Origin of the sequence: Ruminiclostridium sufflavum DSM 19573, assembly GCF_003208175.1 — a bacterium.
GTDB classification, from domain to species: Bacteria; Bacillota; Clostridia; order Acetivibrionales; family DSM-1351; genus Ruminiclostridium; species Ruminiclostridium sufflavum.
Genome location: NZ_QKMR01000021.1, coordinates 1 through 16,060, shown reverse-complemented (window position 1 = coordinate 16,060; position 16,060 = coordinate 1). Strand labels below are relative to the sequence as shown.

Below are 16,060 nucleotides of genomic sequence, written 5' to 3'. Positions count from 1 at the left end.
AAAAAGACCATGAATGAATATAACTATATCATTCAAGGTCTTGCTTTCCACAATGGAGAATAAAGCCAGGCATTTTATACCGATTGTTGACTTTATCGCTTCTAAGCTACTCCCCTTTACTTAATAAAAGTTTAACAAAAAAATCCCCATTAGTCAATGATGCTGTTATAAAAAATTATGTCTTTTTTACTATTTTAGCTGAATAATATAAGTAAATAAGGAATACTCTTACAGCCTGAAAGCATTTGCGGCAGCATTAAAATAAGGCAGTTCCGGAAACCCGAAACAGCCTTATTAGATAGATAGCTACACTTCTTTATACAATATTGTATAAGCCTACTCTGTAGACAATGTGCGGTAGCAAAAGCACAAAATATTTAAATAATTTCAATATTTGTGAAATTATGCTTTACCAGCTTGTTTATCATAGTATTTGCAGTATAAATAGAATTCAAGCCGTTAATGCTGCTTACATCCTTTGAATCAGCCTTGTCAGCATCATAGCAGACACCTTCCGATATTCTTTTAACTTCTGCCATTAATTTATCAAACGGATTCTCATTAAAAGGTACAATTAAATTAAGACCGATAAGTTCGTTTTGCAGCAGCATTCCCTTCTCTGTTTTTCTGGCCTTTATTTTCAGAGGGGTTCTCTGATATTTTATCAATTTCACAGCAAGGTTTGAGCTTCCCAAGCCGTCAATATCATAGCTTGCTCCGCAGGTTGTACAAATGAACATGTTCTTTGAAAATCTGTTTTTCTTCGTATTGCTTCCGCATAGCCTGCACCTGCTGAATATATCCACAGAGCTGACCTTTACAGGAGCCGGCAGGCCTCTCTGAGGTATTTTGTATTCCAATATTCTGACAAGGTCATTATACCTCTTGCAGCCAAATATCGGCTTGTAATTTATTCCGTCCTCATTCCAGCTTAGCTTATCCCCTTTTTCAACAAGATTTTGCAGTACAACAACTGATTTATTATTAATAGCAATTTCTGCAATCTTATTTGCCAATATACAATTATTGGTTTTCAAATCCTTTGACAGCGAAAGCTCTTCCAATCCGATTGCCCCGCTGTCGATTATTTCTCCGTCCATATCGGCGACAGTATAATTTAAGGCATTCTTAATTCCTCTGCTTATTCCAAGATAAGTAGCCGGTTTTATTTTCTCATCCTCCGGCAAATCAATGCTAAGGCTGATAAAATATTCATTTCCCTTCATTATCAATCGTGAGGTTCTTAATATCTCAGGCTTGTCAACCGCTTGTCTGAGCATACCTTCCTGCCACTTTCCAAATGATAAGGGCACAATAATAAAGGTCTCCTTTTTCAGGCCTTTAACCTCAGGCTGTTTTTTTGAAATATATTGCAGCTCTCTGTTAAATGTATTATTGAAACGTACCTTTGCATTTTTACTATTCATAAGAAAAATTTTAGCAAAATACTTATTATTAGCAGCATCATACAAGAAGCAAAAGCATCTCTTAACATCATATCTGCAAAAATAAATTGGCCTAAATTTAAGCTGCCCGGCGGCATCGTCTGCTTTAAAGCTTGGAAACGGCATATTCGGATTAGTTTTTTTCTGAACAAAATAACTTGCCAGAACCATGCCTATATCAAGCTTAAGAGAATCCTTAAAGGGCTGAATATCAAATTTATTTATATCATCCGAAAGCCCTCTGTCAATCCACTTTGAAAGAGTAAGTGAGCTGTAAGTTCCTCTCGGTGATTGGTAATCACGTTCAATTGAAGCTATATTTTCATATGCATTTTTAAGTAAATAATTAAAGGCATTATTATAATTTATAAATGCAGCATTTATAATATCTCTTTTAACAGTGCTTGGATTATGAAGTTTCAGATGTATAGTTCTCAGTCCCAAAATACATTCCTCCATAAGCGAATTTATATTGCTAGCAGTATTCAATACTTATATGCTTTCCTGATTGCCTGAGCAGCGCCGCTATTTCCTCCACCAGCTTAAATTTCAAGCCCATATTGAGCGGAAACTCCGGATTCTGATGTGCAGGATTCATTGCCTGCCCAACAAAAAAATATATACTCGTGCTCTCTTCCAAAAGGACCTTAGCCAATTTTGATGCTCCATCCTTTTTATTTAATTTCAAAAAGTCACTCATTGTACTTTCCGGTGATGTACAGGTTTTCAGCAATTCCAATGTATTCCTTAGAGTCAGGACACCCTCCGTGGTAAGGTTTATGCCTTCTATTTCAGCTGTCGGCGGCACTGAAGGATTGAAATATTCGATTGATGTCTTTATCTCCCTGTCCAGAACCCTTGAAACTATTTGAGAGGTTGTTCCGCCGCATACAACCTTTTTTCCCTCTCTGCCGATGAATCTGTTTACAATTTCAGCATCCCTCGCGGAATCAATCGGAGGTCCTATCATTAATGACAGCTTATCCGGTTTTTTTGCCTTAAGCGCCACAACAGTGGTATCATCTCCCGGTTCATTGGAATATAGGCTGTCACAGGCTGAAACAAGAAGCTTTGCTACAGCCTTCGAGGACAAATCCTTTTTATACGTCTTCTGAAGATATTCACAAACATTATTCCACTGCCAGCCTAAATTCAGTGTTTTCCCGATTCCCGCGTGAATAACACCGTCACTTATCATAACAAACAAATCCTCCGGAAAGACCGTAAATCTTGACTCATGTATAAGCTTTCCGCTGATAACACGGCTTTCGGTGCTTATGTCCAACGGCTTTCCTTTTCGGAGCCTTATAACAGACGGATTGTCAAACTCCACCAAATACCCCTGACCATCATTGAATATCTGAACTATCGAAAAGGTTGAATATGCTAACTTTCTCTCCTTGCATACAGGCAAGGTGCTTGCGATGGTATTTACCGCTTCATCGATATCGAGGCCGTTTGACATTATTGTACCTATAATCTTTGATGTCAAAGTAGCCAGAATATTTGCCTTCACCCCGCTTCCCAAACCGTCTGCCAATACAACCACAACTGAATCGGAGCTTCTGATGATTTCCACCTTGTCCCCGCATAACTCTTCCTTATATTTATTTATGCTCTCATAGTTTACATCAATATAAAGACTCATTTCATATCACCTATCTCCGACATAATAGAATTTTTCAGTTTAGTCAGCGCTACCTTAGTCTCTGCTGTTGTTTCTCCAAGCAGGCTGGCTATCTCCTGTGCAACTCTCATTTGCTTCTCTATTACCTTTTGGGTTATGTCAATATTCTGAGAACGGCTTTCAAGGGTTCTCTGTCTCTGGGCTTCCTCTTCAGTAATATCGTTAATAATAACAATAACTGTATTATGCTTGCTTACGTTGATTATTGACTGTTTTACAACCATACTGTAGTCATCATAGGTGTATTTCTCATCGTAAATATTTTCTCCGCTTTCCAAAACCTGCTCAAATTTATCGCAGGTAAGTATCTCCACTATATTTCTGCCTTCAAAATACTGGTTGCTTTTGTTAAACATCTTTTGTGCAGTTGTATTTGCTTCTTGGATATTTAAATTTTTATCCAGTGCAAATATAGCATTTGGTGTATTATTAATAATTATATTGGAAATTGATTCCGCTCTTTCCCTCATATAAGGCAAGCACATGTGTACCTGTGCCTTTCCCAGATAAACGGCAAGAGCCTTTTCCCTGCAGGAATGATAGCCGCAGGCTCCGCAATTCAGTTCCTTATCCCTGCTGAATTTGCCGATACTGTTCAATATCCCTTGAATCACATCTTCCGAAGGCATTTCTATTTTCTTAGATTTATCTACAAACCTTTTGGAAAAATCTAATTTTGTTGCTGACATTATACTTTTTACTGAACTGCTGCCTGAATTTAAGGCTGCTCTTTTTGCATACTCCAGCAATCGTTCTCTTGAGGTCAGAAACCCTCCCTTGATGTTTTTAATGCAAGGCCCTGCAATACATCCTCCTGTACAACTGCTCATTTCTATAAAGTAATTGCTTATGTCTCCATCAACCATTGAATCAAGTATCTCCTTGCATCTCTCGATTCCGTCAACACTGATTGTTTTGTAATTTTTTTTATAATTTCTGCCTATTGTCTTTAAAATACCGCCGGGTACCGGATAAATTCTTGCTATGTTATCAAAATTCGATATCTCCTCCTGCACTTCATCCGACTGATAAAAGCCTTCCTCTTCAAACCAATTGTCTAAATCTTCAAAGGTGAGAACAGCATCAATCTGATTCTCATTTTGTAAATCATTGCATTCATCCTTTTTCGATATGCACGGCCCGATAAAAACAACTCTGATTCTGCTTCCATAAGTCTCCCTCATCATTTTTGCATGTGCTATCATAGGGGACACTACCGGTGCCAGCTGGTTCATAAGCTGAGGATAATATTTTTCAATTAAAAATATTATTGACGGGCAGCAGCTGGTGATAATATTCTTCATTTCCTTCTTATGCAGAAGCCTTTCATATTGTCTTGATACTTGATATGCTCCGTTTGCAGTACCTTCAATGTGAGTAAAGCCTAATTTTTTAAGAGCACAATACAGCCAGCGTTCATCATGATCAAATGCTGAAATAAAGGAAGGCGCCAAGCTGACATAAACCTTTTCCTTTTTGCCGATAAACTTCCTTACCTTATCTATATCACTGTTTACACTCTTAGCATTCTGCGGGCAAACCGACAAACAGCGACCGCACATAATACACTCATCATGAATGATTTCCGCCTGGTCATTTTTAAATGCAATAGCATTAACCGGACAGCTGCGTATGCACTTATAACAGTTTTTGCAATTTGCTTCTTTGAATTGAATAATACTCATTAAGTCGCCCCCACAAGCCAAATAGTGTTTGTTTCCCAGTCAATTACTGAAGATTTTTCAGAACCTTTTCCTTAAAAAAGCTTTCTGCATTTACAATGGCTACCTCTCCGTAAAAGTCTTCTCCTATTTTTACGCATACCCCTGTCGTGCAATGGCCCATGCAAAAAGAAGCTTTCAATTCAACCTTGTTGTCCAAATGGTTATCCTTTATGAGCTTCTGAAAACATGTAATAATCTGATAAGATCCTTTAAGATGGCAGGAACTTCCTACACATACATATATATTTAGCATAATTACACCACCAGCCAATTAGTTTGTTAATTATCTAACAATATAATTTTAAACCCTTGTTAATTATTTGTCAAGCATTGATAACTTGTAAAAAAATGAAAACTCTTAATAAGCAAGTCAATTACTATCGGCTAAAGCCTCCTAAAGTTAAAACAAATTCAAACACAAACTGTATTCAAAATCAGCTTAAAAGCTTAATTTGCCTGAAAAGACGATATATCGTCGCGAAAGCGCGAAGGCTTGAACCGTAATTGACTTTAGTCAATTACTATTGTCCTATATTCTGTCTCGCTAAAGCTTCAACAGTAATTGACTTTATGATACCCGATTTTTATCAACAATAATTGCATGAATTAGCTGGCAAATCAAGGTGTTTTCGCCCGAAAAAGGCACAACATCAATTTCAGCGCACTATAAGCCATGTATATTGAAGGTGTGCGACGGCTGAACCCTTGAGATAAGCCCTTGCTAACTCATGCAAGTATTTTGAAGCAAACCGCTGATAAATTTTGACCATTGGCAGACCTTTTATGTGGGAAAGCTAAGTTAATTACTAATTCTGATGATTTTCATGCCTATGAAGAATTTCTCTTTTGCTCTGCAATATTCCCTCGTACAAATTAGTTACCGCAGGATTATCCTCTGATCTCTTTATAGGTGATTCATTATCTGCCTTGTATATTCCCTTTGCCCTCTTCCTTCTGACATCACTATTCTGCGGAATAGGCTGGCCTGCTCCGCCGATGCATCCGCCCGGACATGCCATTACTTCAACAAAGTCAAACCTTTCCTGACCGTTTACAATTTTTTTAATCAGACTTTCAGCATTTTTAAGACCATGCACGACTCCAATTCTGACCTGCCTGCCGTCTATTTCAACGGTAGCCTCCTTTACACCCTCCATTCCTCTTATTCCCGAGTATGAAATGCCCTTAAGAGTCGATGCGGTTCTTTCTTTGTAATAATACCTCAACACCGCTTCGGATACTCCGCCGCTTACACCGAATATGACTCCGGCACCGCTGGTAAATCCAAAAGGCATGTCTAAGGCCTCTTCCTCAAGCTCATTAAATATTATTCCGTTTTCCTGAATCATTATAGCAAGCTCCTGCGTTGTTATTACAATATCAACATCCCTTATGCCGTTTCTTGAATTTTCCGGCCGCGCAGCCTCATGCTTTTTTGCCGTACAAGGCATAATTGCAACCACCACATTCTGCCTGTCATCCTTTTGCTGTCTCTTAAATTGCTCCTTGATAACAGCTCCGAACATCTGCTGCGGTGAACGGCAGCTTGATACATTCTCCATCAGCTCCGGATGCTTTTGTTCCGCATATTTAAACCAGGCAGGACAGCAGGAGCTGAATAAAGGCATTGTGTTCTGCTTCTTCTGTATTCTGTCCATAAGCTCTTCGGCTTCCTCAATTACAGTTAAATCTGCGCCGACGGCTGTGTCAAATATATTATCAAAGCCTAACTTTCTAAGTGCCGCAACAATTTTGCCCATGGATATGGCACCCGGCTCCAATCCAAATTCTTCACCTATTGCCACCCTGACTGCCGGAGCAATCTGAGCAATTACACGCATATTTTTGTTCTGCAGAGCTTCATAGGCCCTGTCTATTTCCTTTTTTATCATCAATGCCCCGGTCGGGCACACTACTCTGCACTGTCCGCAATTTACGCAATCCACCGCATGGAGAGCCTTGTTAAAGGCTGTTGTAACCTGAAGATCCGAACCTCTGTATGCAAAGTCAAGAACTCCAACTCCCTGTATTTCCTGACATGCCCTTACACAGTCTCCGCACAGAATACATTTGTTCGGATTCCTGACAATTGAAGGTCCCAAGTCATCAACAGGCATTACCTTTTTCCCTTGTCCGAATCTTATCTTACGGACTCCTACTTTTAATGCGATTTCCTGAAGCTTACATCTTCCGCTTTTTTCACAGGTGGTGCAATCCCGGTCATGATTTGCCAAAAGCAGCTCAATTATCATTTTTCTATATTTCTTCAATTTTTCAGTATTAGTTTTGATTTCCATACCGTCTTTCGGCGGAGTAGAACAGGAGGTCATTGTACTCCCCCATTTATCCTCAATCATACACATTCTGCAAGCGCCATAAACACTCAGCTCAGAATGATAGCAGAAGGTGGGAAGCTCTATCCCGGCTTTTCTTATTACAGCCAGAATATTTTTTTCATCGCCGAATTCTATCCGTTGCCCGTCAATTATCATGTGTCCCATATTATCAGACCTCCCTAATCGCATTAAATGGACATGCTTCCAGACAGGCACCGCACTTAATGCATTTTGATTTATTTATCACGAATGGCTCTTTAATCTTGCCGGAAATAGCATTAACCGGACATACTCTTGAGCACTTGCTGCAGCCCTTGCACTTCTCACTTTCAATCACAATTGAAGCCAAGGCTTTACAGGTATGAGTACTGCACTTTTTATCCACTACATGCTCAATATATTCATTTCTGAAATATTTCAGAGTACTGACTACCGGACTGGCTGCAGATTTCCCCAAACCGCATAATGCCGTGTTACTGATGGTATCAGAAAGCTCTTCGAGCAAATCCAGATCCTCAAGTGTACCCTTTCCGTTTACTATATTTTCTAATATCTCAAGCATTCTCTTTGTCCCTTCTCTGCAGGGAACACATTTGCCGCATGACTCATTCTGCGTAAAGTTCATGAAGAATCTTGCCACCTCTACCATACAGGTATCCTCATCCATTACAACCAATCCGCCTGAGCCAATCATTGCTCCTACCTTTTTAAGAGAATCAAAATCCAGAGGCAAATCCAGATGCTCTTCTGTCAAGCAGCCGCCTGAAGGCCCGCCTATTTGAACTGCCTTGAATTTTTTACCGTTTTTAATTCCTCCTCCAATGTCAAATATTACTTCTTTGAGCGCTGTTCCCATAGGAACCTCAATAAGTCCCGTATTATTAACATTGCCGGTTATTGCAAAAGCCTTTGTACCCGGACTGTTTTCAGTTCCGAAGCCTTTATACCAGTCGCTGCCGTTTTTTATAATAAGAGGCACATTGGCAAAGGTTTCAACGTTGTTCAGTACCGTAGGCTTTGCCCATAAGCCCTGCTCTACTGTTCTGGGGGGTTTCACCCTCGGCATGCCTCTTTCACCTTCGATTGATGCAGTTAAAGCACTTCCTTCTCCGCATACAAACGCACCCGCACCCTTGTTTATATTTATATCAAAGGAAAATCCCGAATTTAGTATATTCTTGCCGAGTATTCCATGTTTTCTTGCACTTCCTATTGCAATTCTGAGTCTTTCTACTGCAAGAGGATATTCCGCTCTTACGTATATATATCCGGCTGTACTCTTTGTAGCATAACCGGCTATAATCATTCCTTCAATTATTCCGTGAGGATCTCCCTCCATAATGCTTCTGTCCATAAAAGCACCCGGATCTCCCTCATCTCCGTTACAAACCACATATTTCACTTCACTGTTTTGCTTGAGCACCTGTGACCATTTTCTTCCTGCCGGATATCCTCCGCCGCCTCTTCCGCGAAGATTCGAGTCTATAATAGACTGACATACCTCCATTGGCTCCATCTCAAGCAAGGCCTTTCTGAGTGCTTCATAACCGCCCTTTGCAACGTACTCGGTGAAAGATTCTGCATTTATGCTTCCGCAGTTTTTTAAAACCATTCTGGTCTGCTTGTGATAGAAGGGTATGTCCTCCTGAGCCTTGTATATATGATTATCTGCACTGAACATCAGTCTTTCAACAGGCTCATCCCTCATTAATGTTTTTTCAACAATATCTTCGCAGTCCTCAATGCCAACCTTTAAATACAAATAATTTTCAGGTTCAATCCTCACAAGGGGGCCCATTTCACAGAAGCCGTGACAGCCGCTTTTTTTTATTCCGATGCCTTCCTTTTCATGCTCAAGCTCTAAGTCTGCCAACAGGCCTCTTTCTTTTATCAGCTGACCCAGTCTGTCATAAATCTCCAGTGAGCCTCCCGCCACACACCCTGTGCCGGCACAAACCAGAACCTTCTTCCTTTGCCTGTTCAAGGCCTGCTTTGATTTTTCTGAAAAGGCTTGCAGCTCCTCTAAATTATTTATAATCATTATTCTTCACTCCTTAAAGTCTTAATAATTTCAATTGCCGACTCGGGTGTCATTTTTGAATACACCTTGTCATTTATTGTTATAACAGGAGCAAGCCCACACGCACCAAGACAGGATACCGTCTCAACCGTAAACAGCATGTCGTCTGTAGTGTGTTTACTTTCACTTAAAGCCAAATCCTTTCGAAGAGCATTTAATATAGGTATTGATTTCCTGACATGACAGGCAGTTCCATCGCAAACCTTTATAATATATTTTCCCTTTGGAACCAGTGAGAAATTCTCATAAAATGTTGCAACACTGAATATCTTTGAAAGATTAATTTCCAGCCTTTCAGCCACAAAATTCAATTTATCCTCCGGAAGATATTTATACTCATTTTGAATTTCCTGCAATATTGCAATCAGATAGGATTTGTTATTATCATATTTATTCAAAATGCCATCAACAACATCAACTTTTAATTCTTCCATTATTGCTGCCTCCTTAAATATTTATAATTCCAGCCTTGCATTATTCAATCATATAAACGTGGTACATGATGTTCATATGCAAATTGATATTTAATTGCCAACTAACTTTACAGGATAATAGCTTCTCAGAAAGTTTATTGGATAACAGGTCTTGCGACATTGTTATTTTTTTATCAATATTATTCTAACTCCAAGGATTTTGTCTATCAATGTATAAATGGCTATGCAATCAAAGACCGGCACTTGTAGATACGGTTTTATCAATTATTCCCTTAAGCTTCTTCTTAGGTTTTTCAGCTGATCTCCTGCAACAAGGCTGAAAATAAAAAACAGCACACCAAGTCGTTATCTGACTTAATATGCCATTAATCCTCTTTATAATATATACTTTTTAGCAGCTGCCCAAGCCGGCTATAAACCATCACTAACGAATGTGTGCAATGGCTGAAATAACCAGATGCCCTTGATAACTGAAGTCAATTACTATAGGCTAAAAAGATGCTTGCATCGTCCTATACTTCATCGTGCGAAGGCTTTCAGCCGTAACTGGCCTTTGGAATTTTTCAAGAAATATTGATAAGCTTGAGCACCGATAGATTTTTATGTTGAAAAGCTGAGAAATTACTTAGACAAAACCTTTGTAAAGGTCTGAATCATGTGTTCTTCATTAAATGGTTTTACCAGAAAGGATTTTGCTCCTGCCTTAACCGCCTCCATTATAAATTGTTCCTGTCCCATTGCAGAAAGCATAATTATTCTTGCATCAGGATCAAAATCTATAATCTCCTTTACTGCCTCAATACCTGATATACCGGGCATCGTTATATCCATGGTAACAATATCCGGTCTCAGCTCCTTGTATTTTGCTATGCCATCTTTTCCGCAATCAGCGTCTCCGGCCACTTCAAAACCATTTTTCTCCAGTATTGTTCTGATTGTCAATCTCATAACTGCCGCATCATCCACAATAAGTACTCTTTTCATTTATATGCGTCCTCCTGACTCAGCTAAACTTAATACCTCTTAAAGCTGCACAAAAAGCCGTTATTCAAAAACGATAGAATATAACCCTATATTTATCGCCCTATGGCTTGACCGTAATTGTCTTTTGCAACCAATATAATATTGGCTTGTTACTCTTTTCTATATTATACATCATTATACAATATTTTTCACTATAGAAAATATTATATTTCGACGAAATTATATAATTTTATTTAATAGTTTCCTCCCACATATTTATTTCTTTAAGCCTGCTTATAATTGGCAGGTGCTGAGTACACTTTTTTTCACAAAGACCGCATTCAATGCATTCTCTTACATCTTCAACCTTTATTCCCCAATGCCATTTCACATTGTTAAGCACAGCTTTTGTATCACCAAGGATATGATTGTTATATGACAGCATATATTTTGAAACAGATATCCTCTTCGGGCAATGCTCACAGTAACGGCAGCCTGTACAGAGCTTATCCATTGAATTATACAGCCTGCCTTCAATCTCCTTTAGCTTTTCCCACTCCAGCATAACAAGATTGTCTCCAATTTTACAATTTTGGATGACCTCCTCTGTGCTGCCCATTCCACACAAAACAGTTGTTATTTCATCGTGTGACGCATTAAAGTTAATTGCAGCATCAACCACTGTTTTATCATTTTTCCCTCTGATAAAGTCAAAATAATCTGCCTTTTGGGGAATCAAGCCTCCTCCAAGAGGATTCATTGTCGCAACTCCAAGACCTTTTTTATAGGCAGCTGTCAGCCCCTTCTGTCTGAATGGAAAATTTAAAATATTGTAGCCGACAGTCATACCCTCAAAAGCATCTTCATTTACAATTGTCTCTATTTCATCACCATTACAGTGGGTTGAGAAGGTTATGTGCTCAATAAGCCCCTCTTCTTTTGCCTTGAGAGCCGCCTCATATGCTCCTCCCTTAACCATCCTGCTTCTGTAATCATCAATATCCAAAATACACCATATATGAAAGAAATTTATTTTATCCAGATTCATTCTCTTGAGTGAATTTTCCAGCTTCTTGCGCAGCTCGGAGCCATTTTTGTCATTACTCTTTGTTGAAACATAAAACGGATTTTTAATGCTTTTGAAAGCATGCGCCATAATAATTTCACTTTGGTCATCACAATAACCGGGAGCAGTATCAAAATAATTAACGCCAAGTTCACTTGCCTTAACAACTATCCCGGCACACTTGTCATAGTCGTATTTTTCATTCACACTGGGAAATCTCATGCCTCCAAAACCAATTACAGAAATATCCTTGCCCGTTTTGCCATACCTTTTGTAAATCATATGTCCTCCATTTGTATTAATAATTATTGAAAAATGTCAGTAAGATGAACTTTATAAATTGCTGCATTCAAAGCCAAATTTTTTTGGTATTATTCAAAATCCAGCACATTGCTGTTTCGTTTTAACCAGCCTCTGCAATCTTTATAATTAGGGAAGTAAGCTCCAACTGTATCCCAAAATTCCTTTGAATGGTTCATAACCTTCATATGACAAAGCTCATGAATAACCACATAATCAACAATTTCTAAGGGTGCCATTACCAGCTTCCAGTTTAAGCTTATGCTGCCGCCTGTGCTGCAGCTTCCCCATCGTGTTTTTTGCTCTCTGATGGCTATCTTTTTTGGGAATACACCAATAACTGCCGAATAGTGCTCAATTCTTTGTACTGCTATTTGCCTGAATTGCTCTATATACCACAGCCTTAATAAATGTTTCACAGCTTCTAAATTAAAACCGGTCGGAGCATCAATAATTATGCTTTCTCCTTTAATCCCTGTATATGCTTTTTTATAATTACTATATGTAATTTTAAGCTCAAGCTCTTTTCCCAAGTATAAAAATTTTTCACCGTCTTGAAATAATTTCGGGGTTTTTCCATTAGCTAAATGTGCCTCAAGTTCTGCAAGCTTTTTTAATATCCATTGCAGCTTTTTCTGTATAAGCTCATTAATATAGCTTTCAGATACTCCGAAAGGACTTGTCACCTTAATTAATCCATTTTTATCTATAGCTATCCCTATAGTTTTTCTTCTGCTTCTGGCTAAGGTATATCTTAGCTCGATATCTCCCGCTTTGACAGTAAAAAATTTATGCTTGCTCTGCGCAGCCTCTTCCAATTTCAGTCCCATTGTTCCCAAATTTCAGGCTTATACCCTACTGTAGCCTTTTTCCCATTTCTGACAATCGGTGAATTAAACAGCTTTGGATTCTTTAGCAGGACCTCTTCAGCAACCTTTCCAATGCCTAAGTTTCTCATATTCAGTCTTTCATAGTCCTTGCTGCTGACATTTATCAATTCTCTAATGCCCACCGCTGCTCTGACGTTTTCATATTCACCCTTGCTCAGTCCATACTTAAATAAGTCAATATACTGATAGCTAATTTTTCTCTCTTTAAAATACCGCTCAGTCTTTTGTGTATCAAAGCCTTTTGCTCCATAAATCTGAATATTCATTCTTTTATCCTATTCCTTCTTCTATAAATATAACGGTTTCTACAGCTCATAGATAATTAACCAGAATAAGTTTACAAGATATGTTTTTGAATCCGATATGCCCTTTAGCAAGTTAAAAATCCAATAAGCATGAATACATTAATGATGTTTCAGCTCTTAATATTTTAAAAATTTTATTTTGTGTGGCATAAATATTATTTTTATCTTCATTTATAATTTGTATACCATACTCATTTCTATTAAAGTTTTTTGTTTTTCTGGAAATCATCGCATCAAATTTTAAAATACTATTGCCGGAAAAGACATTTAGCTCTATAATACTGTCAACTTCAAACTTACCGGCAGAATAAATTCGCATACCGGAATAACTGATATCTATTATGCACGCATCTTCCCACTTGCCCAAGCCTGCCGGCTTCACATCAGCAATCAAAGATGCAGGATATCTGAAAAACTCTCTTCTTCGGAGTTCTTCTGCTTGTGCATCTGCCCTTTTTGAACAAATAAGGAAGCTGTCCTTCCGAGGATTAATAGCAATAACCCTTCCGCCGTAAATCAGCGGCTCGTCATTATACCCCAGCATTCCCAATATAACAGGATCTCCCTTTAAAATAGCCATATCCCTATGCTGCACACCATCAAGTCTTACTGTAATAAGTTTATTGATGTCTCCGCTTAATGCTTTACATGCTATTGGCTTCAATTTTGTATAATGTTTTAAAACTAAGCTCATTTTGCATCCCATCCTTCAAATACCTGCCTCGAATATAGCTGTGTTTTGATAATGTTGCCGCAAAAAGTCAATTACTATCGGCTGAAAACCCCTACCCATAAGCAGAATGTATCATATCTTAAAATGTAAGCTTGAAAAATGCCTGTACATAATTTCCTTTTCATTTTGCACTAATGCCGCCACCTGACTTTGGGCAGCATACATGGCATTTTTATCCCTATGAACTATTTGCACTCCATACTCATTTCTGCCGAAATTTTTCGTTTTTCTTATAATCATAGCCTCAAAGGTCCAGACATTGTTACTAAAATATAAATTTATATCAACATTGTCTTCTATTTCAAAATCACCGGTAGAAAATATGCACATTCCGGAATAGCTTATATCCTTTATACATGCAGCTTCTCTCTTGCCTCCTATTTTTTTTATATCTGCAAGCAATGAAGTAGGATATCTGTCAAATTCTCTTTTTTCATTATCCTTTGCGAGAAATTCCACATCATTTGAACATATTATATACTGGTCTCCATATTGTGTGGCTGCCGCCACACTGCCTCCATTAATCTGAAAATTTTCCTGATTAAATAATATGCCGATTAATACAGGGTCTCCTTTTAAAAAATGAGCCTCCTTACATTCCAATTCATCAAATCTAACAGTAAATAGCTTATTAATATCTCCGCTCACTACGGTACAATTTATCGGTTTAAGTTTATTATAATGCCTTAACACTAAGTTCATTTTCTGCATACATCCTCCAATAGTTTTACTGTGAATAATGGTACAAATATTTTTTCCTATAAATGTTTCTGCCAAAATTAAATAATGTTTTTTATAATAAAACTTTCTATTTTAAATTTTTAAACGTCCTGTAGCTTATGCTTTCAACCCTCCCGCATAATTAAAATTATATATCACATTTTGCATTCAAAAGCTGTCTATGAATCAAATTTTTTTCATTCTGTACAATGGTTGTTAGCTGAGTCTGAGTAGCAAACATAGAATTTTTATCCCTATGTAAAATCTGAATACCATATTCGTTTCTTCCGAAATTCAGCCTCTTCCGAACAATAGTACCGTCAAATATTGCTACATTACTGCTTAAATATATACTGATGTCAACATTGTCCTCTATTTCAAATTCTCCGGTTGAATAAGCTCCCATGCCTAAATAACTGAAATCCTTTAAATATATAAATTCCCTTTTATTTTCATCCTGACTTTTTATTTCACCGGTTAAAGAAGTAGGATATCTTTCATAGTTTCTTTTGTCTAAATCCTTTGATATGAATTCAAGTTCATTTTTGCATAATATATATGTATCGTTTTGGTGATTAACACCGATTATACTTCCTCCGGCTACAAATAAAGAATCATCCTCATTAAGCATCCCTATCAGTACCGGATCTCCTTTTATGGCTTCAAGCCCCTTGCTATCATTGTCAATAACTTCTACAGTAAATAAATTTTTTGTGTCACCGCTTATTATTTTGCAATTTATAGGTTTCAGCTTATTATAATGTCTCAACACCAAATCAACCTTTTGCATTACGTCCTCCCAAGAAGTAAGTTATCAAATACCAAACATCATAAAACTGTGCTTTTTATTTAAACACTTATAAGAAAATTATACACCTTTACCGAAATTATGCCAATAAAACATAGTAATTTTACTTAGCTTCAAGGAATTATTTTGACAGGAAACCATTGATAAGCTTGAACACCAACAGATTTTTTATGTATGCGGGAAAACCGAGTATTTTCACCATGAAGCAGATAAAAGTATTATTTTAGGATACCTCTTGAACTAGCAACAAATAAACCCGGACTCATTCAAATTTTTTAACAAAATAAAACAGAGTTTCAAGCTTTAGGCTCAAAACTCTGATATAATTCCGGCAGAGACTTACTTTCCCGGGCCGTCACCAGCCAAGTATTATCAGCACTGAGATGCTTAACTTCCGTGTTCGGTATGGGAACGGGTGTGTCCATCTCGTCATTTCCACCGGAAATTTGTATCTCTTCAACAAGCTTCTTCTCTCCTTGAAGAGTTTTTAACATTTCCTTTTCTTTCTTCTGTACCGCTTACATATACTATTACATTCCTGCTCGCTTTGTCAAGTACAATCTTCTTTG

14 protein-coding genes and 1 rRNA gene are annotated in these 16,060 nt (G+C 37.8%); all 15 read right to left on the bottom strand.

What is annotated here, in order from left to right; translation table 11 throughout:
- Positions 1-377 precede the first annotated feature (377 nt).
- The 15 genes from LY28_RS14995 to rrf all read right to left on the bottom strand — a co-directional run bounded on the left by LY28_RS14995 (position 378) and on the right by rrf (position 15,934).
- The gene (locus tag LY28_RS14995) at positions 378-1,889 is read right to left on the bottom strand and encodes a zinc ribbon domain-containing protein (RefSeq protein WP_110462997.1); all 1,512 of its coding nucleotides are present in this window, start codon (positions 1,887-1,889) and stop codon (positions 378-380) included.
- A 31-nt stretch (positions 1,890-1,920) separates the two neighbouring features.
- Positions 1,921-3,093 carry a SpoIIE family protein phosphatase gene (locus tag LY28_RS14990; protein ID WP_110462996.1) on the bottom strand — a complete coding sequence of 391 codons (1,173 nt, stop codon included), beginning with the start codon at positions 3,091-3,093 and terminating at the stop codon, positions 1,921-1,923.
- Positions 3,090-4,817: a [Fe-Fe] hydrogenase large subunit C-terminal domain-containing protein gene (locus LY28_RS14985; RefSeq protein ID WP_110462995.1), complete on the bottom strand. Its 1,728-nt coding sequence runs from the start codon at positions 4,815-4,817 to the stop codon at positions 3,090-3,092. The genes LY28_RS14990 and LY28_RS14985 overlap by 4 nt, the downstream gene beginning before the upstream one ends.
- 43 nt (positions 4,818-4,860) lie before the next feature.
- The gene (locus LY28_RS14980) at positions 4,861-5,109 is read right to left on the bottom strand and encodes a (2Fe-2S) ferredoxin domain-containing protein (RefSeq protein WP_110462994.1); all 249 of its coding nucleotides are present in this window, start codon (positions 5,107-5,109) and stop codon (positions 4,861-4,863) included.
- A 553-nt stretch (positions 5,110-5,662) separates the two neighbouring features.
- A complete protein-coding gene (locus LY28_RS14975) occupies positions 5,663-7,357 on the bottom strand; it encodes a [FeFe] hydrogenase, group A (RefSeq protein ID WP_110462993.1) in 1,695 nt (564 codons plus the stop codon).
- A 4-nt stretch (positions 7,358-7,361) separates the two neighbouring features.
- On the bottom strand, positions 7,362-9,233 hold the full coding sequence (locus tag LY28_RS14970) for an NADH-quinone oxidoreductase subunit NuoF (RefSeq protein WP_110462992.1): 1,872 nt from the start codon (positions 9,231-9,233) through the stop codon (positions 7,362-7,364).
- Positions 9,233-9,706 carry a complex I 24 kDa subunit family protein gene (locus LY28_RS14965; RefSeq protein ID WP_110462991.1) on the bottom strand — a complete coding sequence of 158 codons (474 nt, stop codon included), beginning with the start codon at positions 9,704-9,706 and terminating at the stop codon, positions 9,233-9,235. Before LY28_RS14965 ends, LY28_RS14970 begins: the two co-directional genes overlap by 1 nt.
- Positions 9,707-10,327: 621 nt before the next feature.
- Positions 10,328-10,690 carry a response regulator gene (locus LY28_RS14960; RefSeq protein WP_110462990.1) on the bottom strand — a complete coding sequence of 121 codons (363 nt, stop codon included), beginning with the start codon at positions 10,688-10,690 and terminating at the stop codon, positions 10,328-10,330.
- Between the two features lie 229 nt (positions 10,691-10,919).
- Entirely contained in the window at positions 10,920-12,017 is a 1,098-nt protein-coding gene (locus LY28_RS14955; protein WP_110462989.1) for an aldo/keto reductase, read from the bottom strand.
- Positions 12,018-12,106: 89 nt separating this feature from the next.
- The gene (locus LY28_RS14950; RefSeq protein ID WP_110462988.1) at positions 12,107-12,865 is read right to left on the bottom strand and encodes a M48 family metallopeptidase; all 759 of its coding nucleotides are present in this window, start codon (positions 12,863-12,865) and stop codon (positions 12,107-12,109) included.
- Entirely contained in the window at positions 12,856-13,191 is a 336-nt protein-coding gene (locus tag LY28_RS14945) for an arsenate reductase family protein (protein ID WP_110462987.1), read from the bottom strand. Before LY28_RS14945 ends, LY28_RS14950 begins: the two co-directional genes overlap by 10 nt.
- 112 nt (positions 13,192-13,303) lie before the next feature.
- Positions 13,304-13,924 carry a PilZ domain-containing protein gene (locus LY28_RS14940; protein WP_165835595.1) on the bottom strand — a complete coding sequence of 207 codons (621 nt, stop codon included), beginning with the start codon at positions 13,922-13,924 and terminating at the stop codon, positions 13,304-13,306.
- Positions 13,925-14,035: 111 nt separating this feature from the next.
- A complete protein-coding gene (locus LY28_RS14935) occupies positions 14,036-14,674 on the bottom strand; it encodes a PilZ domain-containing protein (protein WP_110462985.1) in 639 nt (212 codons plus the stop codon).
- A 157-nt stretch (positions 14,675-14,831) separates the two neighbouring features.
- Positions 14,832-15,473, bottom strand: coding sequence for a PilZ domain-containing protein (locus LY28_RS14930; protein WP_110462984.1), 642 nt, complete (start codon positions 15,471-15,473; stop codon positions 14,832-14,834).
- A 344-nt stretch (positions 15,474-15,817) separates the two neighbouring features.
- Positions 15,818-15,934: ribosomal RNA gene (rrf, locus tag LY28_RS14925) — 5S ribosomal RNA — on the bottom strand.
- Positions 15,935-16,060: the final 126 nt, after the last annotated feature.

What these genes read in the sequence shown, in the direction of transcription:
- LY28_RS14990 (WP_110462996.1), bottom strand. Translation starts at nt 3,093, where the DNA reads ATGAGTCTTTATATTGATGTAAACTATGAGAGCATAAATAAATATAAG.
- LY28_RS14985 (WP_110462995.1), bottom strand. Translation starts at nt 4,817, where the DNA reads ATGAGTATTATTCAATTCAAAGAAGCAAATTGCAAAAACTGTTATAAG.
- LY28_RS14980 (WP_110462994.1), bottom strand. Translation starts at nt 5,109, where the DNA reads ATGCTAAATATATATGTATGTGTAGGAAGTTCCTGCCATCTTAAAGGA.
- LY28_RS14975 (WP_110462993.1), bottom strand. Translation starts at nt 7,357, where the DNA reads ATGGGACACATGATAATTGACGGGCAACGGATAGAATTCGGCGATGAA.
- LY28_RS14970 (WP_110462992.1), bottom strand. Translation starts at nt 9,233, where the DNA reads ATGATTATAAATAATTTAGAGGAGCTGCAAGCCTTTTCAGAAAAATCA.
- LY28_RS14965 (WP_110462991.1), bottom strand. Translation starts at nt 9,706, where the DNA reads ATGGAAGAATTAAAAGTTGATGTTGTTGATGGCATTTTGAATAAATAT.
- LY28_RS14960 (WP_110462990.1), bottom strand. Translation starts at nt 10,690, where the DNA reads ATGAAAAGAGTACTTATTGTGGATGATGCGGCAGTTATGAGATTGACA.
- LY28_RS14955 (WP_110462989.1), bottom strand. Translation starts at nt 12,017, where the DNA reads ATGATTTACAAAAGGTATGGCAAAACGGGCAAGGATATTTCTGTAATT.
- LY28_RS14950 (WP_110462988.1), bottom strand. Translation starts at nt 12,865, where the DNA reads ATGGGACTGAAATTGGAAGAGGCTGCGCAGAGCAAGCATAAATTTTTT.
- LY28_RS14945 (WP_110462987.1), bottom strand. Translation starts at nt 13,191, where the DNA reads ATGAATATTCAGATTTATGGAGCAAAAGGCTTTGATACACAAAAGACT.
- LY28_RS14940 (WP_165835595.1), bottom strand. Translation starts at nt 13,924, where the DNA reads ATGAGCTTAGTTTTAAAACATTATACAAAATTGAAGCCAATAGCATGT.
- LY28_RS14935 (WP_110462985.1), bottom strand. Translation starts at nt 14,674, where the DNA reads ATGCAGAAAATGAACTTAGTGTTAAGGCATTATAATAAACTTAAACCG.
- LY28_RS14930 (WP_110462984.1), bottom strand. Translation starts at nt 15,473, where the DNA reads ATGCAAAAGGTTGATTTGGTGTTGAGACATTATAATAAGCTGAAACCT.